Origin of the sequence: Arcobacter siniprincipis (SeqCode) (assembly GCF_048571125.1) — a bacterium.
GTDB classification, from domain to species: domain Bacteria; phylum Campylobacterota; class Campylobacteria; order Campylobacterales; family Arcobacteraceae; genus Arcobacter; species Arcobacter siniprincipis.
Genome location: NZ_CP182343.1, coordinates 1,285,634 through 1,310,307, shown reverse-complemented (window position 1 = coordinate 1,310,307; position 24,674 = coordinate 1,285,634). Strand labels below are relative to the sequence as shown.

Here is a 24,674-nt window from a genome sequence, read left to right as displayed (position 1 = left end):
ATGAGAATACTACTATTTGTAATTTCATTAACTATTCTATTTTCAGGATGTGTTCCTAAAGTAACAACATCAAATACAATAAAAGATACAAAAATAGATAATGAACTAATTAAAGATTTAAATAAATTTTCAAGTAATGATATAGAACTAAAAAATTCTTGGTGGAAAGATTTTAATGATAAACAACTAAATATCTTAATAGAAAATGCAATAAAAGATGCTCCTAGTTTAAAACAATTAGAAGCAAAGTACCAAAAAGCAAACAATATAATCAAAGCAAAAAAATCTTCAAATTTACCAAATGTAAATTTTGAATCCCAAGCTACTAGACAAAGATTTAGTGAAAACTATATTTTCCCAGAACCATTAGGTGGAAACTATTATAATCTTTATCAAACAGGTTTAAATTTACAATATGATTTTGACTTTTGGAATCAAAGAGCTTCATTAATTAAAGCTTCAAAAAATGAAGCCTTGGCTCAAGATGCCTTGATAAAAGTAAAACAATTGGCAATTTCTACTTCTATTAGTAAGTTATATATCTCTTGGAATTTCAAAATTGAAAAATTGAAAAAACTCTCTACTTTAAAAAAATTGATTTATGAAAAACATCATATTTTAAATGAATTGTATAATATGGGACTATCAAATAAAGAAAAAGTAAATGAAAGCAACTACTTAATCGAAAAAATCAACCAAGATATTTTAAATGTAAACGAAGAAATTGAAAATATAAAAAACTCTATTGCAGTTATTGCAGGACTTTTACCATCACAAATAAATAAATTAGAAAACCCTTCTATTTCAAATGAATACAAAATCTCTATACCCAAAGATATTCATTTAAATATTGTTTCTCACTTGCCAGAAGTAGCTGTTCAAAAATATCTTTTAGCAAGTAAAGAACAATATATAGAAAATGCAAAATCAAAGTTTTATCCAAATATTAGATTAAGTGGTTTGTTACATTTTACATCATTTCCATTTTCCCAATTGCTTAAAGAATCTTCTTTTAATCCAGAAGCTGGTCTTGCCTTTTCATTACCAATTTTTGATGCAAAAAGAAGAGAATCAAACCTAAATACAAAAGTAAATGATTATAATGCCCAAGTTTACGCATACAATGAAACAATAATAAAAGCTGTAAATAATATAGTTACAACACTAAAAAAAATAGAACTAAATAACTCTCAACAAAAATCAGAGAAAATAGTTATTTCAAGTAAAAATAAAAATAAAAATATTGAAAAAAGAGTTTATGAATTAGGTATAAAAAACAAAATTGATTATATAAATAAAAACATAGATGTAGAAGAAGAAAAAATAAGAGATGTTGCGCTACAAGATAAGAAGTTTCAACTTCATATTGATTTGATTGAAGCTTTAGGTGGTGGTTATAAAAACAAGGCAAAAGATGTACTTGATAGAGAGTAAACAAAATATATCTTTAGCCATAGATGAATGGATAAATAAAGACTTACCAATCTTTAAATATATAATAAAATCAACAACTGCTGGGCTTCTAGCTTTATGTATTTGTATGTATTTTAATTTGGCTATGCCACAAACTTCAGTATTTACTGTATTTATTGTAATGCAACCCTTTAGTGGACTTGTATTTTCAAAAAGTTATTATAGATTTGTAGGAACTGTAATTGGTACAATAATGGCAATAATTCTAGTTGGAGCTTTTGCCCAAGATAGAGTATCATTTACTCTATTTTTTGCCCTATGGGTTGGACTTTGTTCAGTAATTAGTTTTATGTCGAGAAACTTTATGTCTTATGGGTTTGTACTAACAGGATATACTATTGCCTTAGTTGCAATGCCTACGATTGAAAATCCTTTAAATGTATTTACATATGGAATAGATAGATTATCAGAAGTTGTAATTGGTCTTTTATGTGCAAGTTTTGTAAGTGAGATACTCTTTCCTCAAAAACTATCAAATACACTTTTAAAAGGTGAGCAAAATAAATTTAGCCTTTTGATTACTTCACTTAGCAAGAGTAAAAATCTATTTGATTTTGAAAATGAAAATATAAACTATGCAAGGGATATTTTAGGTTCTGATGCATTAAGAGTAAATAGCTCTTTTGAAACAAATATGAAAAAAACCGATAAGTTATATTATAAGAGATTAAATTCTCAATTTATGCACATAAATACCACATTTTTTTCACTTAGAAATACTCTAAATAATAATAAAGATAATAGTGAATTTATTAACTCACTTAAAAGAATTTATGCAGATTTTGAAAACTGTTTATCAAACTATTCAAATAGCAATAATTTACCCGCTTTAATAAATGAACTAAAAGAAGTAAAAGGTATTGCAAAAATAAAAATTGAAGAGGAAAAGAAGAGTCTTAATTTAGATGATTTTGATTTGATTCATGATTTTAACACTATTACCTCACTTTTTCTTAGATTAGAATCTGAGATTTATGATTATTGTAATACTTATTATGGTTTTACAACAAATAGTGACAAAATAAAAAGATTAGAGAAATTTGCTGAAAACTTAAAGTTTTCTACTTATAGTGATAATGTACTTATTTCACTTATGATTCTAAGAGCATCAATAACCTTAATCATTGTTATAACTATTTGGATAATTTCAGGTTGGGAATATGGTTCTTTAGCAGTACTGCCAGCAGTTGCTAACACTCTACTTTTAAGTACTGCCCCAAATCCAGTGGGAGCTACTAAAAACTTCTTAAAAGGTACAGCTGTAGGTTTTATTATAACTCCCATATATAACTTTTATATCATTCCTATGTATGTAAGTGATTTATTTACTTTATGTTTATTTTTAACTCCTATTTTAGCTGGGATTTCACTTTTTATGATATTGCCAGGTAAAAACTTGATTGGATTTGGTTTTTTACTTATATTTATTACAACTTGTGCTATTCACACACAATATAACATGAGTTTTGATACTTTTATGGATATGAATATAGCTACTGTTATTGGTCTATTATTTTCAGGTCTTAGTTTTATACTTATCAATTTCACATCAAATATTTGGATTGAATCAAGGGTGAAAAAAGCCTTATCAAAACAAATAGAAATAATAACTAAAGATAAACTTGCTCTGCAAAGAGTGAGACTTGAAAGTGCAAGTTTTGATTTGATACAAAGATACTCAGCAATAGGAAGACTTGATAATAAAGCAAATAACAAGATATTTAGATGGGTACTTTTAATACTTGAAATTGGAAAAGCCATTATAAATATAAGAAAAACTGCGACACTTTTTACAAAGCCAAAACCACAAGAGATAAATAAAATACTTATCTTGATTAGAAAGTATTTTGATTTAAAAGATAAAAATAATAAAGAAAATCAGATGGAAAAAATAAGAGAATTAATAAATGAATTTGAACAAGTTCACTTACGATCAGCCAATGATCAAAAACTTTTAAAAGATATATATTTGGACTTTTCAATTATATACTCACTTATGAAGAAAAAAGAGTTTTTACCAATAAAAGGAGAAACTATATGAATTTAATCGTGTCATTTTTAGGTATACAAATTCCAGCACTAATAGTAATATTTTTATGTGCAGGATTAATCCAAGTATTACTAAATAAGGTTTTAGCCGACTTAGGAGTTTATGAGTTTGTCTGGCATCCAGGGTTATTTAGAACAGCACTTTTCGTATGTGTATTCACAAGTTTTTCATTACTAATTTATAAATAAGGATTTATATGCAAAAAAATAAAATTGTACAACTTTTAAGATATATTATAACATTTAGCATAGTTACTATAGCAATTGTTTTAGGAATGAAGTTGTGGCAAAACTATGTTGACTCTCCATGGACAAGAGATGGAAGAATAAGAGCAGATATTACTCTAATAGCGCCTGATGTATCAGGAATGATTTCTAAAGTATATGTTAAAGATAACCAATATGTAAAAAAAGATGACAAACTATTTGAAATAGATAAAAAAAGATTTGAAGCAAATTTACAAAGAGCCCAATCAATTGTTCAAATAAAAAAAGCAAACTATCTTATGAAAAAAGCAGAATATGATAAAAGAATAAAAGGTGATGATAGTATTATTCCAAAAGATGTAAAAGATGATGCAAAATATAATTTACTTATGGCAAAAGAGGAGCTAAATGAAGCACTTTCAAAACTAGATATTACAAAACTTGATTTACAAAGAGCTACCGTCTATGCACCTACAAGTGGCTGGATAAATAACTTACTTCTGAAAAAAGGTGATTTTATTCAAAAAGGTCAAAGTCATATCTCTATGTTAAATGAAAATAGCTTTTGGGTTTATGGTTATTTTGAAGAACATAAACTTACAAAAATAAACATAGGTGATAAAGCAATCATGAATCCACTTGGAACTGACCTTACAATAAAAGGACATGTTCAAAGTATAGCAACAGGTATCACAGATAGAGATAATAACATAGGAAAAGGATTATTAGCAAATGTAAATCCATCATTTACATGGGTTAGACTAGCCCAAAGAATACCTGTAAGAATAGCTATAGATGAAGTACCAAAAGGATATACCTTAAGAGCAGGTACAACTTGTACAATAGAGTTAAAAAATAAATAAAATCGATGCCATAAAATTATGGCATCAATTGTTAACTATTGGCAAAATTATTTAAAGTCTCACCTTCAAGTCTATACCCTACCCACTCAGTTTGAGCAACAGCACCAAGGCTTTCATAAAACTCTCTTGAAGGAGTATTCCAGTCTAAACAAGACCATTCAAATCGTCCACAGTTTTCAGCTAAAGCTTTTTTAGCAAGATGTTTTAAGATAGTTTTTCCTGCACCATTTCCTCTTTTACTTTGAGACACATATAAATCTTCAAGATAAATACCATTTTTCCCAAGCCAAGTTGAATAATTGTAAAAATAAACAGCATAACCAATAGCTACTCCATCTTCTTCACAAATCAGAGCTTTTACTGTAGAGTTTTCTCCAAAAATAGCTTCTCTTGTCTCCTCAACATTTGTTTTTACTTCATGTTCTGCTTTTTCATAAACTGCAAGTTCAATTATAAAATCTAATATAGTTTGTGCATCAGATGCAACAGCATCTCTTATAGTTATTGACATTTGTATCCTTTTTTAAAAATGAGAATATAACATGATAGACTTAATCTTATCTAAATAAAGCCCTATCAGATTAGTTTCATATCTCTTAAATACTTTTCTATCATAGGAATAAAATCCTTTCTACAAATAAGATAAGTATCTAAGTTAAAATCCATCTTTGTGATTTTTAGTTTATCTTGGTAGCCAAACTTTTCAATTATTTCCCTTGAAAAAAGTGCTACACCATAACCTGATTTTACACAAGCAAGTATTAACTCATAATTTCCTAAATTTACTTTTTTATATCTATTTTCATTTTCATCACTTAAATACTCTTCTAAAAAAATACGATTTAAACAACCATTTTTATATGCAAATATTGTATTTTCTGCTGTTTTATCCTTTGGCTCAACTAATACAATATCTTCTTTAAATATATTTAAAACCTCTATATCTTTATGATTTGGATTTCCATTTACAAAAGCTATATCAAGTTTATAGTTAAGCAGTTGTTCTATTAAGTTTAAACTACTATCAACTACAAAGTCCAGTTTCATATCTGGAAAATCTTTATTTAACTTTTCTATAAACTTTGTAAGTCTAATAGTTGTATTTGATTGGGTTGATCCTACTTTTAGAAGTTTTTGATAATCTACATTTCTCATTTTTAAACTAGCTTCTTCAACCTTCTTTACTATATCAACAGCATAAGGATAAAGCTTTTCACCAGCAAGAGTTAAAACAACTCCCCTATTTGTTCTGTGAAAGAGTTCATAACCCAAACCTTTTTCAAGCTGTTTTATTCTTAATGTTACATTTGATTGAGTAAAGTTCAACTCCTTTGCACCCAAAGATATGCTCTTTGTATTTGCAACAGCAATAAATACTTTTAATAAATTTGAATCCATATTAGTGACCAACCGTTTCAACTACTAAAATAGCAGCAATAATAAATAATAAAACTTTTAATATCTTTGCATAAAATTTTGCATCGATTCTCTTTTTCAATTTTATACCAAAAAATAGACCTAAAGCCACCACAATCAAACTCAACATTGATATTTTAAAAGACTCTAAAGTAAAAGCACCATAAAATAAAAATACACCCATTTGACCTATTTTTGTAAAAAGAAAACATAGATTTGATAACTGAATAGTATCTTTTTTTGTATATTTCATCTCTAAGCTATACATTATCATCAAAGGAGCTACAATATTTGTAAGACCTGATAAAATACCACCAAAGATACCTAACCCATAAGTTGAAGCTTTAGGATACTTAGACACAAAAGTAGCTTCAATCTTAACCAATGATTGAAATAAATAGACAAAAATAATCAAAGCCAAAAGAAGTTTAAAATACTCAGAATTAGCAAATATAAGAAAACCCGTACCTATACAACTACCTATTACCATAAGAGTTATGATAAACCAAAACTTCCTCAAAGCCTCAAAAAACTTCCCTTCACTCATAATACTAACAATATTTACAAGCATAGTAGGAATAAGCATATACAAAATAGTAGTTTGAATATCAGTAAACAGAGCAACCAAAGGAGTACAAATCATGCCAAACCCAAAACCAATACCACCATGAACAACAGAAGAAATCAAAAGAATAACAGCAAAAGCAAGAATAAAATCAAAGTCCATATGACTACCTTTAATATTACATATAATTATCAGTAATACCTAAAGGCATTACTAATAATTATAACTAAAAAAGATAATAATTAATTAAAAAAATCATTTATCTATTAAAATCATCTCATAAAAAAATTTAAACCTCAATTTGGGAATAAAAGACAGATAGAGTAATAGAATCTATTAAAAAGAGAACAAAGCCTCCAGAAAAAGATGAAAATTACTATTTTTTTAATTTAAATACAATAAATGCCGTGTACAGATATCAAAAGAAATAACAGATAAAAAACTGTGAAATATTTCATTTGGAGAGAGTCTCAAAAATTGAAAATGTAATTTAAAAAATTGATGAGGAAGATATAAAAAGAAGGCTAATCTCCTTTTTATAAAGCATTTATTTAAATAAATACTTTATTTTATTTCCTAATCTAAATATACGTGGATTAATTCTTTTATATGCTTCTTGTAATGTCATAACATTTTTAATAAAAGTTGTAGAATCTGCGAAGTAGTTTGGATATGCAATTCCTATATCCCTGATAGAATTAGAAGATACTAGTGCTGCGACATAAGTATTTCCAAAAAGAATTTGCTTCTCTGCTGCTAAATATTCTTTTGTAGCTTTATCTATTTCATAAACAGGAAAATAACTACTTTTTAGTTGAAAAGTTTCATTATTTAACTTGTTATTTTTTGAAAATACTTTATCATTTTTTGTTATTTCTATTAAAATATAACCTTCTGAATTTCCATTTTTATCACTTAATAATTGTAAATGAGTTGCTGTTTTATCTAATGATTTACTATATAAGTCAAATTTCTTAACAATATCCAATTTCTGTGACAAAGAATATAATTGATATAAAGAAAATTCCATTTTCTCTTTATTTTTTTTAAATTCTTGCATATAATTTTGAAAATTAAATTTTATATTTTCTCCATTTAAAAATATATTCTTTTCAAGGAGAGTAAATTGTTCTGAACAATATTTGAAAAAATTACTCCAGTTTCTATCTTTTATTTGATTTGTTTTTATTGATTGGTCTGTAAATAAATCAATTATTTCTAAAGCAGTAGCCCATGAATGTTGAGTTTTAGTCCTTATTTGCAATTCTATTTTTCTAAGTTCACCATGAATATTTGGAAATTGACCTATTAAATGGATACTTTTATAACCATCAGGTTTGGGTTTTTCTATATAATTATCCCTAACTACAAAATCTTTACTTTTTGTTAAAAACCTTACAAGCTTTTGAACCTTTTTTATATTAGAAAATATAATTCTACATCCTCCAATATCATTCATTGTAGTTAATTGCATTTGTTTATTTTCCAACTCACTTGCTTTGTATCTCTCTAGTTTTTTTATTATAGAATCTGTTCTTTTTAACCTTTTAGCAAAAATTGCTCCTTTTTCAATATCAAGAGATATTTCTTTTAAAAGTTTCTCTGCTAATTCAAGAGGATAAGAATGGTCTTTTCTCCATGCAGATAAAATATTTAATGCTTTTTCATCCTTAATATTTGATACTAGTGTTTTTCCTGCTTTTTTAATATCATTCTTAGAATATTCACAATTTTCCAATTTACTCAATTATCTTTCCTTTATAAATTATTTTATTATTATATCTTTAGATAATTAGTAAAGAATAAATTTTTACTTAGAAATAACTTAATAAAATTATTTTGTAATTAAATTATTTTAAAAGAACTAGTTGTATGTAGATTCAAGGCGCGGATAGTTTTTTTTGATTGAGCCTACAATTAGTAGGTGATTGAAAGAAAAACTATTTGCAACGCAGAAGATGCGTGCAAATAGCTCTATTAAAGAGCTTTTGCTGTGATTCTGTTTAGTCTTTGTGCAAACGCTACTGCATCAGTAATTTCCATACCTTCTGATAATTTCGCTTGGTCTAATAGTACCCATGATACATCTGCAATAAGGGCATCATCAGGACAACCGTTTAATTTTTTAACTATGTCATGCTCTGGATTGATTTCTAGGATTGGAGCGCCTTCTGGCATTGCTTGTCCCATTGCTCTCATCATTTGCATCATTTGAGCCATTTGTGCGTCACCTGCATCTTTTGTAACACAAGATGGTGATTCGCTTAATCTGTTAGTTACTCTTACTTCTTTAACAGCTTCACCTAAGATATCTTTGATTTTTTTAGTGATTGATTCAAATTTTTCTTCAACCTCTTTTTTTGCTTCTTCACTTTGTTCTACTTTTGGAGCTTCACAAGAAGTGATATCTTTAAATTCCCACTCTTTATAAGCTTGTAATGCAGGAGTGATAATTTCATCAATCTCTTTGTCATCACAAATTAATACTTCGATATCATTTTTCTTATAAGCTTCAAGTAATGGTGAGTTTTTCATAACATTTTCGTTTTCACCAATGATATAATAAATAGCTTTTTGTTCACTATCAGCTCTATCTTTATATGCTTCTAATGAAGTCATTTTACCAGCTTCAGTTTTTGTTGATTTGTATCTAAGTAGTTCTAATAAAGCTTCTTTATTTGTATAATCTTGGTAAGCACCCTCTTTTAAAGCTCTGTTATATTGAGCTACAAATTCAGCGTATTTTTCTTCATCTTTAGATAATTTTTTAATCTCACTTAAGATTTTTTTTACTGAACCTTGTTTGATATTTGCCATTACTCTATTTTCTTGTAAGATTTCTCTTGAAACATTTAATGGTAAATCTTCACTATCAATAATACCTCTTACAAATCTTAAGTAAGTTGGTAATAATTCTTTCTCAGAATCTGTGATAAATACTCTTTTAACATAAAGTTTAACACCTGGTTGATAATCAGCTCTATACATATCCATAGGAGCGATTGAAGGGATATAAAATAGTGTTGTATACTCATTTACACCTTCAACTCTTGTATGCATTGTAAGCATAGGATTCATAGAGTCATGAGAGATTGATTTATAAAAATCATTGTACTCATCTTTTTTGATTTTAGCTTTTGGTTGCATCCAAAGAGCTGTTGCTGCATTTATTTTATCATGTCTTTTTTCAGTAGTTTTTTTAGCTTCTTTTCCAGCTTTTTTATCTTCTTCACTCAACTCTTCAGTTACTTCTTCTGAATAATTTAAGAAAATTGGATAAGCAATATGATCTGAATATTTTTTAACAATATTTTCGATTCTATGTTTGCTAGCGAACTCTTCTGCTTCTTCATCTTTTAATTTGATATAAATAACAGTTCCATCTGATTCTTTTGTACAAGGACCTAAGTCAAACTCACCAGAACCATTACTTGACCATTTGTATGCTGTCTCTTCACCTGCTTTTTTAGAGATAACATCAACATGAGATGCCACCATAAATACAGAATAAAAACCAACACCAAATTGACCGATTAAGTTCGAATCTTTTTTCGCATCACCAGTCATTGCTTCAATAAATGATTTCGTTCCTGATTTTGCAATAGTACCAATAGAAGCAATTAAATCTTCATCAGTCATACCAATACCATTATCTACTATCGTCAAAGACTTATCTGCTTCATCAAAAGAAACATTAATCTCACCAGCCCAATCCTCAGGAAGTGCTGCTTTGATTTTTTCATCTGTTAATTTTAAGTAATTTAACTTATCAATTGCATCACTTGCATTTGATACTAATTCTCTTATAAAAATCTCTTTGTTTGAGTATAAAGAGTGAGTCATTAAATGTAATAATTGTCCAACTTCTGTTTGAAATTGATGTTTTGCCATGTTGTTCCTTTTTATTTAGGGCATGGTTAAGTTGCTTTCGCAACGTCTGCCATGAATTTCACCTATAATTTTTAGTTTTTGTAAAAGAAATTTTATCAAAACTTTATAAAAGGAAGCTAAAGTTTTGAATTTATTTAGCACTTTTAGTAGATAAGTGCTAAATTATTCTATATTTATGAAATACAAACTCTATTTCTACCAGCTTCTTTTGCTTGATACAAACCAATATCAGCTTTTTTAACATGTGAGTCAATTGTTTTAGAAAAATCTTCTATAGTTGTAACTCCTGTGCTAACTGTTACATTTAATATACCTTGAGGAGTTTTTATATCCATTTCCATACACAATTCCCGAATTCTATTTAATATAATGATTGATTCTTCTATTGTTGTGTTTCTTAATAAAATTACAAACTCTTCTCCACCCCATCTTACTGGGACATCAATATCTCTTGAATGTTTTTTTAAAAGTTTTGCAAACTTTTGTAAAACTAAATCCCCAATGTCATGACCATAAGTATCATTTACTCTTTTAAAATGATCTAAATCCATAACTGCAAGGCATGTAGATTGGAAAGATTTTAATTGAGTGATTTCTTTGTACTTTGTATATTGTTCATCAAATCCACGTCTATTTAATAACCCTGTTAATGAATCATAATTAGCTTCATTATATAGTTTTTTAGTCTCTTCAATTAATTTTTGATTATATTTGGCTAAAGATGATTGATGATTTATTATAGTAAATGCAATTGAAAATATGATAGTTAATATTGAAAAAAATAAATTGCTCTGTAAATAAAAGAATTTTAGAGAAATAAATCCATAAACAATAGTCATAATAAAAGTCAATAGAGTAACTGTTATTACATCTTTTTTATAGATATCTTTTCTACTACTAAAATATAATGAGAATAAAACAGCAATTAATAATAATATAGAGTTTGCTATGATATTGTCTTTTTTTAGTAGTAAATTACCTTTAAATAATTCATAAGCAATTGCAAGTAAGTATGATCCTGACATAGCTCCTCTTGGAGTATTTATTCTATCAGAAGAAAGAGCTGAACTACCTATAAAAACTGTTTTATTTTTAAAAAAGTTATTATTTGAAATAGACTTTTTATTTAATGCTACTTTGATAATTTTATAAAAAGGAATAGAAATAATTGAGTTTGCATTTTGAGGATAAAATAGTTTTATTCTATTTTTTTCATCAACATGCCATGTTTTATTATTTACAGAAAGTTCATTAGTCTTTGAATTATAGTTTAGTTTTGGTAGATTTTCACCTGGGTATTGAATTCTAAGAAGTAATGATGGAAGTAAATTGGAGTCTATATTATATAACATTGGAATTGATCTAATTAAGCCATCATTATCTCCTAAAACAGAAGTAATTCCAAATTTGTAGATTGTATCACCACTAACAATATTATCATGAGGAATAAGTAAACCATAATATTTCAATGCCGGTATATTTGAATTTGCACTCCACGAAATTTCTTTTAATTTTTTTTGTTCTTCTAAACTCATTGGAATATCTTCATGTAAAGCACTTGTCACAAAAAAAATATTATTGTACTTGTTTATAGTTTTTTTAAAGATATCATCGTTAGCTCTTGGATCTACAAAATTAATGTCAAAGATTATGTTTTTAACATTCATTGATTGCAAAAAATCAACTAAAAGTGCATACTTATCTCTTGTATATGGCCAATGACCAAAATCTTTTTGTAAGACTTTTAAGGAAGTATCATTTATATCAATAACTATTGAGTCTGTAAAATACTTTTCTTCAGATGCTAAATATTGTATCGTATCATTAAAATAGTTTTTTAAATTATTATAAAAAGAAGTGTATGAGAAAGCATATGTAATAAATAAAGATAATATAACTATCCATAATTGATGTTTCCAATATATGCTATCTGACTTTCTCATTTGTTCTCTACTTCAAATTGGTAGATTTCACTATAAGGACCTATTTTATCTGAACTATCTATACTTGACATTCTAATAAAATACTTTCCTTTTTGTAATGGCAATAACATTTTATCTAGTGAAAAGTTTAAATTATTTACTCTAATTAATATCTTATCAAAACTTCTTGTTTTGGATACTTCTAGTATATATTTACTTGCTTCTACTGATTTTTCCCAAGTAAATAAAATCATTCTTGATTTCTCACTATTTTTTGGGGCATTTACTTTTGGAGGAATAGGACTTGACTGCACACTAAAGTGTCTTTCATTTTTAAATCCTTCTAATCCATATTCATCAACTGCTTGTATACTTATTTTATATTTTCCATCTTTTAAATCACCAACTTTTAATTCTGTTTTATTGATATATTTATCATAAATTAGTGTGTTATATTTTGATATAGAATGAATTTGAACATGATATTTTATTGCACCTTCAAGTTTATTCCATGATACATATTTTTTATAATATTTAATATTTAGTTCATTCAATTTTATTGATGGTTTATTTAATATTAATATTGGTCCATTTAGTTTATTTTTACCATCTGAGACTACACCATATCCAGTATTTAAAGTTAATGATGAATTTCCACTTGTAGCTAAAATTTTTCCTTCTGTTACAAAAGCTCTAGATATATTGCCTTCAACATTTACATTAAATATTGTTCCTCTAACTGCAAGTTGGAGTGTTGGAGTAATTACTTTATACTCTGAACCAAAAGTATTTTGGTTAGCTACAGTAGATTCCACATTTCCTTTTAAAAGAAGTAAGTTTGTAACTGATTTTTTAGAGTCTTCATCATATTCTAAGTTTTTCATAACGATTAATGATTTTTCTGAAATAATTGCAAAAGAGTTATCTATAAATTTTATTGTAGCAGAAGAGTTCTCTTTAGTTTGAAGATATTCTCCCGTTTTTATTTTATAACCTTCTTCAACTTTTGCTAATAATTCACCTTTTTTATTAACTAAATTAACTTCCCCTACTTTAGAAACAATCTGAGCAAAAATATCTTTTGAATACTCTAATTTATAATATATAAAACCAATAATACATAATATTAATATTCCTGAAAAAATTATAAAATTTTTTCTATTCATATTTAAATCCTCTTTTTAAATTTACTTTTTTATTAACAATATAGTAATACTTATTATAACTATTTAAATACACTTTAAAACTTGATTTTCAAACTTAAAATTCGTATTGTTTTATCTTTATCCATAGCTTTTATATTAAGTTCAAGTTTGCGAATATCTTTTGGTAAAACCCCATTAATTTTCCCTGTTTTTGGATTAAATATTAAATACTCAGGAAGAGAGCTACCATCTAATAAAGTTGCACTATATTTAGAAGTAGTTTTTTTATCAATAAGGACAATCTCTATTTTATCATTTACTAATGATCCATCTTTAATAGATAGTCCTACTGTTTCTAATATATCTTTTGAATTATTTGAGAAAATTAATTTTCCATTATTTTTAACTTTTACTTCAATTTGAGATTTGCTATATACTATTTTTCCATTTTCATCAACATCTATTTCTATTTGTGCCTCACCTAAATGAATTGTATCTTCTTCTGTTGAATCATGATTTGAACTTTCACTTGTGCTAGTTGAATTTGTAGTTTCTTCACTTAAATTTTCAGATGAAGCACTTGAATCTGGTTCTTGTTCTTCTGAATTCTCATTTGAATTTTCAACTATACTACTAAAGTTAGTATTTTGCTCAATTGAATTTCTTTTTTGTTCTTTTTCATTTTTACTTGAACTTTCACTTTGCTTACTTGAATTTGTACTTTGTTTTGTTAAGTTTTCACTTGATTTTATAATTGGGCTACTTGGATTAATATTTTTTTCTGTTTTATTTTTACCCAAAATCTCATTTAAACTACTTAATTGTGTAGATATAGAATTTTCTTTAATATTAGGTAAATCCACTAAATTATCAGCTGAAGATATTGATTTATTATTTATATTATCAAATTTTTGAAAATCTTTAATTGTATAATAACTGTTTGCATTAATTAAATACGAATTATCTGTATTTTTAGGTTCATTATTTTCAGATTTATCTGAAATATAATATACATCTCCTGTAGCATTCAGCTTTAAAACATTTGAACCATTTGAAATAGGTGCATAAACAAAAATATCAGAAGCAGAATAAAGATTAACATCACCATTAGCTGTTATTCCAGTAACTCCATTTACTGTACCTATTGTAATTGTACTTGAATCGCTATATGTTAAAGATGTCATACCTGTAGCAGCTAGTGTTTCAATGTCATTATTAGAATTAGTTAACGTTGTAGTGAAACCATTTTTTAACAATAAGTTAGCAATTTTAATATATGAAGTAGAATCGGCAGATATTTCATCATCATTCCCATCTATTATTAGTGTTCCTGTTCCTGTACTTTCTATATAAGACTTATTATTCAAATAAATAGAATCACTTGAAGCTTTTCCTTGATTTGAATATCCATTTATAAAAATAGTTCCATTGTTAACTCTTAAAATAGCTGATCCATCAGTTAAAGCAGAAGAAGTATCTCCAATAGCTACAGCATCAGAACCACCTTTTGCTTTACCTTCTATACTTATATTTCCATCATAGTTTGTTGTAACAGAACCTGATATAGAAACTCCTCTAGCGCTAGTATAATGACTTGATCTACTAGCTAGTCCTTTTATAAAAATATCTCCACCAAAGCTATCTCCATCAGCAAAAATATTTCCATTTATTGCAACACCTCTTGATATTGCATTTCCCTCAGAAGAAGAAAAATCACTACCAACAGCATAAGAGTTTCCAACTGTTAAGCCATTCCATGTTGAAGAACCAGCTCCCCCACCTAACCAAACATGTCCACCCTTTGATGAAATACTTGAACCTTCAGGTAACCAGATTGAACCATCATTATTTCCATCACTATCAGACCATAAAACTACATTTAATCTATTACTTGTACTTGAAATACTACCAAATGATGTTGGGGTTTGATAATCATCTGCAAAAAATATATTTCTATGTGCCTTTAAAGTTAAAGTTGCATCTGCACCTGAACTTTTATTGATACTTGTTGTAAGAAAGATATCTCCATCTTGCGAATTTGTTCCAGATTCACCTGTTTCAACAATCACATTAGTTCCATTATTTAATTGACTTTCAACTGTAGATGCACGTAAAATAGTTGTATCATCTAATGATGTATATACTGGTGCCCCTGATGAATCTACATTTACTTCAGCAGTTGAATCAGATACAATTCTTATATTATTAGGGTCGATAAGCCAAGTACCACCTTTTCCTGCATTGATAGAAAATGTATCTGAAAATTTGATTTTATTACCAGAAGTTTCAACAAAACCACCTTTTGCATTAATAGTTCCACTCACTTGTGCTTCACCGCCATGTGCAAACAACTCAACATATCCAGTTATATCATCTATACTATTTGCCTCAATAATACCTGTATTGTTTACAACTCCTTTTAATAATTCATCTATTGCATTTGTTGTTAGATAAATTTTTCCACCATTTGCAATAATGGTTCCAGAATTTGAAACCATTGCATCAAGTACACCTTTATCTACTCTAAGATCAACTAATGAATTTCCATTTAGATTAATTGAATAAGAGTCAGATCCAACTAAGTGAACACTTCCTTTTACAGCCTTAATTGTTCCATCATTTACAACTTCATTTGAAGCTAGTATCACTGAACCATTATTTATTATTTCAATTGTTCCTTGGTTTATTATTGAGTTTGCTGTTGCATTTTTGAAATTATAATTTCCTACATTAAAATCTTTATCTGAAAGTTCTGCAGTTGTAGCTAATAAGCCACTTGTGTTAATACTTGCATTTTTACCAAATAAAACACCATTTGAATTTAGTATCCAAACTTGTCCATTTGCATTTAATGCACCATTTATGATAGATTTTTCATTTCCAACAACTCTATTTAATGTAATAGAACTAGAGTTCGGTTGATTAAAATTAACTGTTTCATTTGCTCTAATAGAAAAGTTCTGCCAATTTATAGTTGCTTTATTAGATGTTTGATTGATATTTGTTACAGTTCCATTTTGATTAATACTTGCAGCCCCTGAAGTAACAACACCTCCTGTTGGTGAGGCAAAAGTCAAGGTAGTAGAATTAAAAATTAAAGAAATGATTAAATTGATTTTAACACCTTTTAGAATCCTAAAACGTGAACAAATAAAAACCAAATATAATCCTTTTAAATAATGCTATTTTTAATATAAATCGGATTATATCTTAAAATGACTTTAACAGTAATTTATCCCAACATATTGATTATAATCATTAACTTGTTTTAAAGCTTATAATATATGACTCAAGTCCTTACACTAATTGTATAAAAAGAAATATAGATTATAAAAAAGATTAACACTATAATTTAAAATTATTAATTCTTCTAAAAGCATTTTTAGATAAAATCCTTCAAACTACAAAAAAGGTTTTATAATGAATGAACAATTTTTAAAAGATTCAAAAAAAATCTATGAATATTTAAATGCTCAAAAAAATGATGTGAATAAATTAGTATCAGCATTAGAAAATAATAAATATGAACAATTAACCATAATAGATGATTTTGCAAAAAAATTAAATTTAGATATGAGCGATGATTTAAGATATGCACTAGTTACTAGATTAGTAAACCTAAGAGATGATTCACTTGTTCAAGTGTTAAAAAAGCTTGGATTTGATGAAAAAGAAGTTATAGAGTTACAAGAGAAAGCATACCTTTTTGTAAAAGAGTTTTGGCATAACAAACATAAAAAAATGCTTGATTATATAAAAGACAATAATTTTTTAACTCCATTTTATCAAGCTATATTTCAAGGTGTATATGATGTGGGAGTTAAAATGTCTGCATGGCAAAGCTCTTGGACAGCACATATTATAAATGGTATCAATAAAGAGTTACTATCAAAATTTAACGGTGATGAAGAAAAAGTTTTTGATTATCTAGAGAGTAACTCTTTGTTTGATTTAGGACACAACTCTATTACAGCAGATAGATCATATTCTGCATTGGTTAAAAAAGGTGATGGTTATGAGAGTCAAGCTTATATAAAAGCTTTCAAAAAACAAGCAACAGAAGTGGTAAATGCCCTTGAAGAGTTTGAAGAGAGTTTATTAGAATATGAAGATGATATCTTTGGTCACAAATGGGATTATATTTTATATATCCAATCACTTATCTTAGCTTTTTCAGAAGACAAAGAGAACTCATTAGTAGAGAAATGGGCAAATGTAGATAGAGCATGGATGAAAATAAAATCACCAATTCAAATAGGACATCCACTTGAATACTACGAAGATCACTTTAGAAAAGCGGTTGCATTAGAGTGGGATATAAGATTTACAAACCCAGAATTTGCACAAAATGACCACAGAGTAAATAAAATAAAATCAGCTTTTGCAAATATATTTTCTACATTTGAAGAAAACTCTTCTTATAAAAACATTTATAACTTTTCTCTAAAATCATTAGATAAGGTTCAACTATATATTGGTCGACCAGCGATATTCTTTGGAGCAGAATTAAATGGACTTTTTTCAGCTCAAGTTGTACCAAATGATGAAATAGTCTCAAAAGAAGAAGGTAAAAAGATATTTGCTTTTGCAGATGAGATTTTACAAACTAGTCGTGCTAAACCATTTTTGAGACTTAGTGCTGAAATATTTGGAAATGAGTTTCTAAGTGAAGATAGAAAATTTTTATTTAATGAAACAGCATCTTGGCACCAAGTTTATGATATCACAACCATTGGACATGAGTATGGACATATTTTATGGTGCGATGATGAGACAGAATCAGTGATGAATAAAACAGGTAATTTTAAAAATATAGAAGAGTTCAAAGCTACAACTGGTGGACTTATTTCATTTTTCTTAGACAAAGATAGTGATGAAAACCATCTTCAAAGACAAGTTTTAATTGATAGTGTAAAAAGAGCTGTTGGACTTATAGGTTGGATGGAAGTTGATGAAGTGCAACCTTATTATTGTGAAGGGTTGATTCACTTAAATGGTCTGTTTGATTCACAAGTTCTATCTTGGGAAAATAAAAAACTAAGCATAGATTTAAGTGATGAAAAGTTTGAGAAATTAAAAACTTGGTATATCAAAACTTATACAAACCTAGCAAAACACTATTTAGATAAAAAAGATGCAACACTATTTTTAAATAACTTTGCTAAAAAAGATGGAAAATACTTTATGCCAATAGATGAAAATATAAATGACTTTGTAAAACACTATTTTGCAAGATACAAAGAGATTGGTCAAGAATTAGATACAAGTGATAAAAAAAGCAACTATATAAAATAAGAGGTCAAATCCTCTTATTTTTTAAATAACCCTTTTACTAAAGAAAACAGTTTTGAAATAGCAAGGTAAATTTTAGATTTAAAACTACTATTTTGAGAATTTAAATACTTAACAATCTCATAGTTCCCAAACATAGAAGCAAACATTATAGGTGTTGTTCCCATTCCATTATTCTCATAAATATTTGCACCTGAACTTACTAACTCTTTTGCAATTTTTAAGTACCCTTTAAAACAAACACCTGCAAGTGGTGTTTGTCCTCTATCATTTTTTTTATCAACTTTAGCACCAACATCAATTAACATCCTAGTTGTTTCAAGATTTCCATTATATGAAGCTAACATAATCAAACTATTGCCTTTATGATCACATAAATTTACAGGCATGCCAACATCAATCATAGCTTTTAAATCTTCAGTTTGCCCGCGTCTAGCAAACTCTAAAGCCATAATTTGAAGTTCTTCATACCTTTTTTGTTCTTCACTAGAAACTTCCATATTAGATTCCTAATGCTTTTTTAACCCCTGCACTATAATCAGAATGTACTTTTTCAAAAAGTGCAAGTTGTCTATTTACAATCTCACTTGGAACTCCATCCATTGCTTCTGCGATATTATTAAATAGTTGTTCTTTTTGATTGTCACTCATCAAATTAAAAAGTGCAGTTACTTGTGTAAAGTCATCATTTCCAACTCTATGGTCATATCTATCAGCACTATCACCTACATTAAATGCTGGTTCTGCAAATGATTTATCTTCAACTGGTCCATTAAAACTATTTGGTTCATAATATGCATCGGTTGCTTCTTTTATTTCATAATTCATACTTCCATCTGCATGGTAAGTATTTACATCTACTATTGGTCTATTTACTGGCAACATTTCATAATGAGTCCCTACTCTATATCTATGAGCATCAGGATAAGAGAAGATTCTAGCTTGTAACATCTTATCAGGTGAGAAACTAATACCTGGAACAATATTTGATGGTGAAAATGACGCTTGTTCTATCTCATTAAAATAGTTTTTAGGATTTTCATTTAATGTCATTTCACCTACTTTTATCATAGGATAATCACTATGTGGCCAAACTTTAGTTAAATCAAATGGATTAAATGAACAGTATTTTGCATCTTCATCTGTCATAATTTGAATCTCAAAACTCCATTTTGGAAAGTTTTCTTTTTCTATATTTTCAAATAAATCTCTTTGATTTGATTCTCTATCTTTTGCAACTATTGCTTCTGCTTCTTTATTTGTAATTGTTTCAATACCTTGTTTAGTTTTAAAGTGAAATTTCACCCAAAATCTTTCACCTTGTGCATTGATTAAGCTATAAGTATGAGAACCATATCCATTTACATGTCTATAAGATTTTGGTAAACCTCTATCTGACATCAAAATTGTAACTTGATGTAAGCTCTCAGGGCTAAGTGACCAAAAATCCCAAGCTGCTGTATTACTTCTTAGATTTGATTGTGGATGTCTTTTTTGAGTATGAATAAAATCAGGAAATTTATAAGCATCACGGATAAAAAATACAGGAGTATTATTTCCTACTAAATCCCAATTCCCCTCTTTTGTATAAAATTTTAAAGCAAAACCTCTTACATCCCTTTCCGCATCTGCTGCACCTTTCTCTCCAGCAACTGTTGAAAATCTAAGTAACATTCTAGTACTTTCACCTTTTTGTAAAACTTTTGCTTTTGTATATTTTGAAATATCTTCTGTAATAACTAGTTCACCAAAAGCACCACTTCCTTTTGCATGAACAACCCTTTCAGGAATTCTTTCTCTATTTTGATGAGCAAGTTTTTCTATTAACTGATAATCTTGCATAAGAACAGGACCTCTTTCTCCTGCAGTCATTGAGTTTTGATTATCCGAAATTGGATTTCCAGCTGTTGTAGTCATTATTTTTTTCATCTTATTTCCTTTTTATTTTAAAGGAAAAAACTTTTCCTTTGATAAAAATATTCTACAAGATGATAACTTAATGTAATGTTATTTTTTTAAATTAATACTTCTTCTATTTTATACTTGGATTTATCTTCTCCCAATCTTCATTTAACTCTTTTTTTAATAAAAATGTATCATTTACTGTAGCCATTTCCCCATACTTTATAGGTGTCACTACTAAAAGCCCTCCTTTTAGTATAGAGGTGAAAGTGTTTGTTTCAATCTCTGTACCTGTAAAAATAGAGAATTTTAGTTTAAAACCACTTATATCATGAAAAGTAGAATTCTTTCGAATAAGATGTTTATATTTATCGGAAATAAAACAATCAATCAAAGTTTTTGAGCCATCACCACTAAGATTTATTTTATTTATTTTTCCTATTTGCACATTTTTATAATATATTGGAGCATCAACATTAAGTTTTGTAGGGAAAAGAGAATCGACTCTTATTATCTCACCATTATCAACTTTTTTAATATCTTCTAAACTATCATAACCCGTAAAACTATTTTTAAAATTGTTTTTATTACTAACAATAACACCAATATCAACTGGTAAAATTGTTGAACCTATATTTTTAACTTCATTTAAACTAACTTTGGGTTTTTTTAAATAAAAAATCGTACCTTCTTTTGAAAACTTATCATAGTTTTTAAATACTTGAACTTTTACTAAAACTTTGTTTTGAGGTGTTAATATAATATTAGATACTTTTCCTATATCTACACCTTTATAATTTAGTTTTGAGAATTGTTGTCTTAATCCTTCTACATCATCAAATAGGATAGAAATAGTATTTGAAAAGTTTTTCATATCATCATAAGAAGAGTATATTTCATATTTTGGAAAGCTTGTTGTTGAGCTATTATCAAGTTCTAAAGAACCATATAATAATGAAGATAAATTATCAACTTCAAATAAAACTCCGCCCAAGGATGCATCGACTTTTATGGCATCTTTTTTATAAAATCTACTTTTTTTACTTATATATTTCACATACTTTTTATAAATAAAAAGTTTTACTTTTGATTTTTCTTCACCAAATTTTATTGATTTTACAAAACCTATCTCTTGGTTTTTATAACTTATTGCTTGATTTACTTTTAAATTAAAACCATTGTCAAAGTATGTATTTAAGTATGAACCATGACTATACTCTCTTTTAAGAGTTTGCACATCTTTATAAGAACTATACAATTTAAAACTTTTTTTAGAGTATTTTGCTTTTCTATCAACTTCTACAAGTGCTATTCCTCCATCTATAAGTGGCTTTATTCCAGTATAGTTTATATCTAAATCTAAATCTTTAAGCTCTAATAATTTTGAACTCATATCATAAAAAAGTGATTTATTATTTATTAGTTTTTTATATTTTTCTTTTACTAAAAGTGAGATATTTACATGCTTTAAATCACTAGATAAAGCGTAGTCTAAAACCTTTCCTATAGGAATATTTTTAAAATACAATTTACTATTTTTTGTTATTGAATTTAAATCTTGCGTTTTTAAAGTAATGATTAAATCATTATCAACTTTTTCCATACTACTATTTACAATCTCAAAGGAGTCTTTTGGTTTTCCTTTTTTATAATCGATTGTTAAATAATTTCCACTAACAATTGAATTTAAATTTTTCACTCCATCCAAACTAACTTCTGTTTCTTCTATATGAAAAGTACTATTTTCACTTAGAAGATAATCATATTTTTTATAAACATAAGCCTTTGCGATAATATTATTTTGGGTAAGTTGTAAATCATCTACTTTACCTACTTCTACTCCTTTATACATGATGAGAGTATTTATTCCAATACCTTTTGCATCTGTAAGTTTTAGATTTATATGTGTTCTTTCAATAAACTCTTTTTTATCATCACTTAAAATATAATATTTATCTTGTTTTATTTTTTGAGCATCTTTTATTGGAGTTTCAACTGTAATTCCACCTACAATAGCAGAGTATAAGGAACTTACTTCTAAATTTAAGCCACCTGGTCCAAAATTTACTTTTAAAGCCTTATTCATGACAAACTGAGAACTTTTGTTTATAAGATATTTGTATTTTTCATGAATATAGGCTTTTAAATAAACTTTGCCATCTTTAAACTCTTTTGATGAAATTTCACCTATTTGGAATCTATTATAAAAAACTGGTGTTTCAACCTCGATGAGATCTTCACCTCTTGATAAAATATTTACATAATAACCATCACTATCTTCTAATAAACTAGGTTTTGTATCTAAACCTGTAAAATTATATTGAGGTTTTGCATTTTCATACTCTTCTAAGGTCTTATATTTAGGATATAATTCTATTTTATTTCCACTTAATAAAGTACCAAGTCCTGAAACTTTTGTTAGGGATATAGTAGGTTTTTTTATCCAAAAGCTAGTTCCTTCTGTTGCAACATATTTAGCAACATCGCTATTTACTAAAATATTTACTTTGACACTATTTAAATCATTTATTTCTATTTTAGTTACTTTTCCAAGAACCAAACCTTTATATTCTAAAGGAGTTACTCCTTCTTTAAGGTCTTCTGCATTTTTAAAAATCACACTTACATTTGTACCTTTTTTAGTATAACTTTCATAGCCAATCCAAGCTAAAATACCTAAAACAACAAGAGGTAGAAGCCAGATAAATGAAATTGACTTATTTTCCCTTTGATTTGGTTCATAAATTAAAGTTTCAATTTTTTCTTCGCTCATCCCAAATAATCCTTGTATCAAATTTATGCGCAGCTATCATAGTCAAAACTACAACACAAGCAAAGGCAGTCGCTGCTATTCCACCTTTTATATTAAATACTTCATCAAGTTGAATCGTAGATGCTAACATTGCAACTACATAAATATCTATCATAGACCACTTTCCAATTAATTCAATAAAATAGTATAACTTTAATTTTGTTTTATTGGAAAATGGTGTTTTAATCCACAGTGAAACAAATATAAAAAGCAGTACTAAAAGTTTAACTAAAGGTATTATAATACTTGCCGTAAAAATAACAATTGCAATAAAATAATCTCCATAATTAATAAAAGAAATAACACCTTGAAATATTGTACTATCCTCTTTTGTGCCAAATTGTGTTATTTCCATCATCGGATAAATCATGGCTAAAATAAAAAGTAATAGTGCTGTAATCACTAAGGCTAAAGAAGTCTGTATTGTGTTTTTTACTCTTCTTCTTACTGTATGACCACATCTAACACATTTGAATTCATTATAGTCTTTTTTTGTATAGACTTTTTGGCAGTTTTTACAAGATATTAAAATCATTACTCTAACACACTTTTTATATCAAATTTTTTATTAGACATATAAAATATAAAAAGATAAAAAAGCATAATATAAAATCCAGTATCAAAGCTTGTTGAAGATGCCATTCCTGTAAGTTTAATATATGTAACAATTACACCAATAATATAAACTTCAATGAAACCCCAAGTCTTAAAAAAATGAAATCCATCATATAAAACTCTAAAAGAAAATATTTTCCTTTTCATTTTACTTTGAACAAATATTAATATAATTATAAAAGAGTTTAAAATAGGAGCTAAAATAATTGTAAATAAGACCAAAGCTCCAACAAAAAGAAAATCTTCTTTAAAAAATACGCTAATAGTCCCAATAAGTGTTGTTTTTAAAGTATTTCCATTTAGAGATAAAGTTAGTAAAGGATAGATATTTAACAATATAAAAAGTAATAATGCAGTTATTGCATAATACAAAGAGTCAAGACTATGTTCTTTATTTGTAATTTTTGAACCACATCTTGGGCATTTGATTTTTTCATTCTTATTTTTTAAAAAAAGTCCACAATGCTTACATTCAATTATTGCATCCATACTATATATTAAAACCTTTATATTAATGATATT

Annotated in this window: 18 protein-coding genes; 5 read left to right on the top strand and 13 right to left on the bottom strand. The window is 27.3% G+C overall.

The genetic code is table 11. The features are described 5' to 3' along the window. From ACNI3D_RS06675 to ACNI3D_RS06660, 4 genes are read left to right on the top strand one after another with little or no spacing between them, the layout of a single operon-like run. On the top strand, window positions 1–1,434 hold the full coding sequence (locus ACNI3D_RS06675; protein WP_419768715.1) for a TolC family protein: 1,434 nt from the start codon (window positions 1–3) through the stop codon (window positions 1,432–1,434). Beyond that, window positions 1,415–3,514, top strand: coding sequence for an FUSC family protein (locus tag ACNI3D_RS06670; RefSeq protein WP_419768714.1), 2,100 nt, complete (start codon window positions 1,415–1,417; stop codon window positions 3,512–3,514). The genes ACNI3D_RS06675 and ACNI3D_RS06670 overlap by 20 nt, the downstream gene beginning before the upstream one ends. Next, window positions 3,511–3,711: a DUF1656 domain-containing protein gene (locus tag ACNI3D_RS06665; protein ID WP_013135071.1), complete on the top strand. Its 201-nt coding sequence runs from the start codon at window positions 3,511–3,513 to the stop codon at window positions 3,709–3,711. The genes ACNI3D_RS06670 and ACNI3D_RS06665 overlap by 4 nt, the downstream gene beginning before the upstream one ends. An 8-nt stretch (window positions 3,712–3,719) precedes the next feature. Further along, window positions 3,720–4,592, top strand: coding sequence for an HlyD family secretion protein (locus tag ACNI3D_RS06660; RefSeq protein ID WP_419768713.1), 873 nt, complete (start codon window positions 3,720–3,722; stop codon window positions 4,590–4,592). Window positions 4,593–4,623: 31 nt separating this feature from the next. On the opposite strand, the gene ACNI3D_RS06655 is transcribed toward ACNI3D_RS06660, so the two are convergent. The 8 genes from ACNI3D_RS06655 to ACNI3D_RS06620 form a co-directional block, all read right to left on the bottom strand. Then, entirely contained in the window at window positions 4,624–5,103 is a 480-nt protein-coding gene (locus tag ACNI3D_RS06655; protein WP_419768712.1) for a GNAT family N-acetyltransferase, read from the bottom strand. A 65-nt stretch (window positions 5,104–5,168) separates the two neighbouring features. Further along, window positions 5,169–5,990: a LysR family transcriptional regulator gene (locus ACNI3D_RS06650; protein ID WP_419768711.1), complete on the bottom strand. Its 822-nt coding sequence runs from the start codon at window positions 5,988–5,990 to the stop codon at window positions 5,169–5,171. A gap of 1 nt (window position 5,991) precedes the next feature. Then, the gene (locus tag ACNI3D_RS06645; protein WP_419768710.1) at window positions 5,992–6,735 is read right to left on the bottom strand and encodes a TSUP family transporter; all 744 of its coding nucleotides are present in this window, start codon (window positions 6,733–6,735) and stop codon (window positions 5,992–5,994) included. A 385-nt stretch (window positions 6,736–7,120) separates the two neighbouring features. Then, window positions 7,121–8,320: a RelA/SpoT domain-containing protein gene (locus ACNI3D_RS06640; protein WP_419768709.1), complete on the bottom strand. Its 1,200-nt coding sequence runs from the start codon at window positions 8,318–8,320 to the stop codon at window positions 7,121–7,123. Window positions 8,321–8,550: 230 nt separating this feature from the next. After that, window positions 8,551–10,464 (bottom strand): molecular chaperone HtpG, encoded by a 1,914-nt coding sequence (gene htpG / locus ACNI3D_RS06635; protein WP_419768708.1) that lies wholly within the window; start codon window positions 10,462–10,464, stop codon window positions 8,551–8,553. Window positions 10,465–10,637: 173 nt separating this feature from the next. Next, on the bottom strand, window positions 10,638–12,407 hold the full coding sequence (locus tag ACNI3D_RS06630) for a diguanylate cyclase (RefSeq protein WP_419768707.1): 1,770 nt from the start codon (window positions 12,405–12,407) through the stop codon (window positions 10,638–10,640). Beyond that, window positions 12,404–13,552, bottom strand: coding sequence for a FecR family protein (locus ACNI3D_RS06625; RefSeq protein ID WP_419768706.1), 1,149 nt, complete (start codon window positions 13,550–13,552; stop codon window positions 12,404–12,406). The genes ACNI3D_RS06630 and ACNI3D_RS06625 overlap by 4 nt, the downstream gene beginning before the upstream one ends. Window positions 13,553–13,626: 74 nt before the next feature. After that, window positions 13,627–16,692 carry a two-partner secretion domain-containing protein gene (locus tag ACNI3D_RS06620; RefSeq protein ID WP_419768705.1) on the bottom strand — a complete coding sequence of 1,022 codons (3,066 nt, stop codon included), beginning with the start codon at window positions 16,690–16,692 and terminating at the stop codon, window positions 13,627–13,629. Between the two features lie 259 nt (window positions 16,693–16,951). On the opposite strand from ACNI3D_RS06620, the gene ciaB reads away from it, so the two are divergent. Continuing rightward, a complete protein-coding gene (ciaB, locus tag ACNI3D_RS06615) occupies window positions 16,952–18,826 on the top strand; it encodes an invasion protein CiaB (protein WP_419768704.1) in 1,875 nt (624 codons plus the stop codon). Window positions 18,827–18,840: 14 nt separating this feature from the next. Here ciaB and ACNI3D_RS06610 read toward each other — a convergent pair whose 3' ends face one another. The 5 genes from ACNI3D_RS06610 to ACNI3D_RS06590 all read right to left on the bottom strand — a co-directional run bounded on the left by ACNI3D_RS06610 (window position 18,841) and on the right by ACNI3D_RS06590 (window position 24,641). Then, window positions 18,841–19,323 carry an ankyrin repeat domain-containing protein gene (locus ACNI3D_RS06610; protein ID WP_419768703.1) on the bottom strand — a complete coding sequence of 161 codons (483 nt, stop codon included), beginning with the start codon at window positions 19,321–19,323 and terminating at the stop codon, window positions 18,841–18,843. Window position 19,324: 1 nt separating this feature from the next. Then, window positions 19,325–20,752 carry a catalase gene (locus tag ACNI3D_RS06605; RefSeq protein WP_419768702.1) on the bottom strand — a complete coding sequence of 476 codons (1,428 nt, stop codon included), beginning with the start codon at window positions 20,750–20,752 and terminating at the stop codon, window positions 19,325–19,327. Between the two features lie 103 nt (window positions 20,753–20,855). Continuing rightward, entirely contained in the window at window positions 20,856–23,498 is a 2,643-nt protein-coding gene (locus tag ACNI3D_RS06600; RefSeq protein ID WP_419768701.1) for an MlaD family protein, read from the bottom strand. After that, window positions 23,479–24,072: a paraquat-inducible protein A gene (locus ACNI3D_RS06595; protein WP_129099746.1), complete on the bottom strand. Its 594-nt coding sequence runs from the start codon at window positions 24,070–24,072 to the stop codon at window positions 23,479–23,481. The genes ACNI3D_RS06600 and ACNI3D_RS06595 overlap by 20 nt, the downstream gene beginning before the upstream one ends. Continuing rightward, window positions 24,072–24,641 carry a paraquat-inducible protein A gene (locus ACNI3D_RS06590; RefSeq protein WP_129099745.1) on the bottom strand — a complete coding sequence of 190 codons (570 nt, stop codon included), beginning with the start codon at window positions 24,639–24,641 and terminating at the stop codon, window positions 24,072–24,074. The genes ACNI3D_RS06595 and ACNI3D_RS06590 overlap by 1 nt, the downstream gene beginning before the upstream one ends. Between the last annotated feature and the right edge of the window lie 33 nt (window positions 24,642–24,674).

Excerpts from the sequence above, each read along its gene's own strand:
- ACNI3D_RS06630 (WP_419768707.1), bottom strand. The coding sequence starts at position 12,407 with ATGAGAAAGTCAGATAGCATATATTGGAAACATCAATTATGGATAGTT.
- ciaB (WP_419768704.1), top strand. The coding sequence starts at position 16,952 with ATGAATGAACAATTTTTAAAAGATTCAAAAAAAATCTATGAATATTTA.
- ACNI3D_RS06610 (WP_419768703.1), bottom strand. The coding sequence starts at position 19,323 with ATGGAAGTTTCTAGTGAAGAACAAAAAAGGTATGAAGAACTTCAAATT.
- ACNI3D_RS06650 (WP_419768711.1), bottom strand. The coding sequence starts at position 5,990 with ATGGATTCAAATTTATTAAAAGTATTTATTGCTGTTGCAAATACAAAG.
- ACNI3D_RS06605 (WP_419768702.1), bottom strand. The coding sequence starts at position 20,752 with ATGAAAAAAATAATGACTACAACAGCTGGAAATCCAATTTCGGATAAT.
- ACNI3D_RS06645 (WP_419768710.1), bottom strand. The coding sequence starts at position 6,735 with ATGGACTTTGATTTTATTCTTGCTTTTGCTGTTATTCTTTTGATTTCT.
- ACNI3D_RS06625 (WP_419768706.1), bottom strand. The coding sequence starts at position 13,552 with ATGAATAGAAAAAATTTTATAATTTTTTCAGGAATATTAATATTATGT.
- ACNI3D_RS06600 (WP_419768701.1), bottom strand. The coding sequence starts at position 23,498 with ATGAGCGAAGAAAAAATTGAAACTTTAATTTATGAACCAAATCAAAGG.
- ACNI3D_RS06590 (WP_129099745.1), bottom strand. The coding sequence starts at position 24,641 with ATGGATGCAATAATTGAATGTAAGCATTGTGGACTTTTTTTAAAAAAT.
- ACNI3D_RS06660 (WP_419768713.1), top strand. The coding sequence starts at position 3,720 with ATGCAAAAAAATAAAATTGTACAACTTTTAAGATATATTATAACATTT.
- ACNI3D_RS06595 (WP_129099746.1), bottom strand. The coding sequence starts at position 24,072 with ATGATTTTAATATCTTGTAAAAACTGCCAAAAAGTCTATACAAAAAAA.
- ACNI3D_RS06665 (WP_013135071.1), top strand. The coding sequence starts at position 3,511 with ATGAATTTAATCGTGTCATTTTTAGGTATACAAATTCCAGCACTAATA.
- ACNI3D_RS06670 (WP_419768714.1), top strand. The coding sequence starts at position 1,415 with ATGTACTTGATAGAGAGTAAACAAAATATATCTTTAGCCATAGATGAA.
- htpG (WP_419768708.1), bottom strand. The coding sequence starts at position 10,464 with ATGGCAAAACATCAATTTCAAACAGAAGTTGGACAATTATTACATTTA.
- ACNI3D_RS06675 (WP_419768715.1), top strand. The coding sequence starts at position 1 with ATGAGAATACTACTATTTGTAATTTCATTAACTATTCTATTTTCAGGA.
- ACNI3D_RS06655 (WP_419768712.1), bottom strand. The coding sequence starts at position 5,103 with ATGTCAATAACTATAAGAGATGCTGTTGCATCTGATGCACAAACTATA.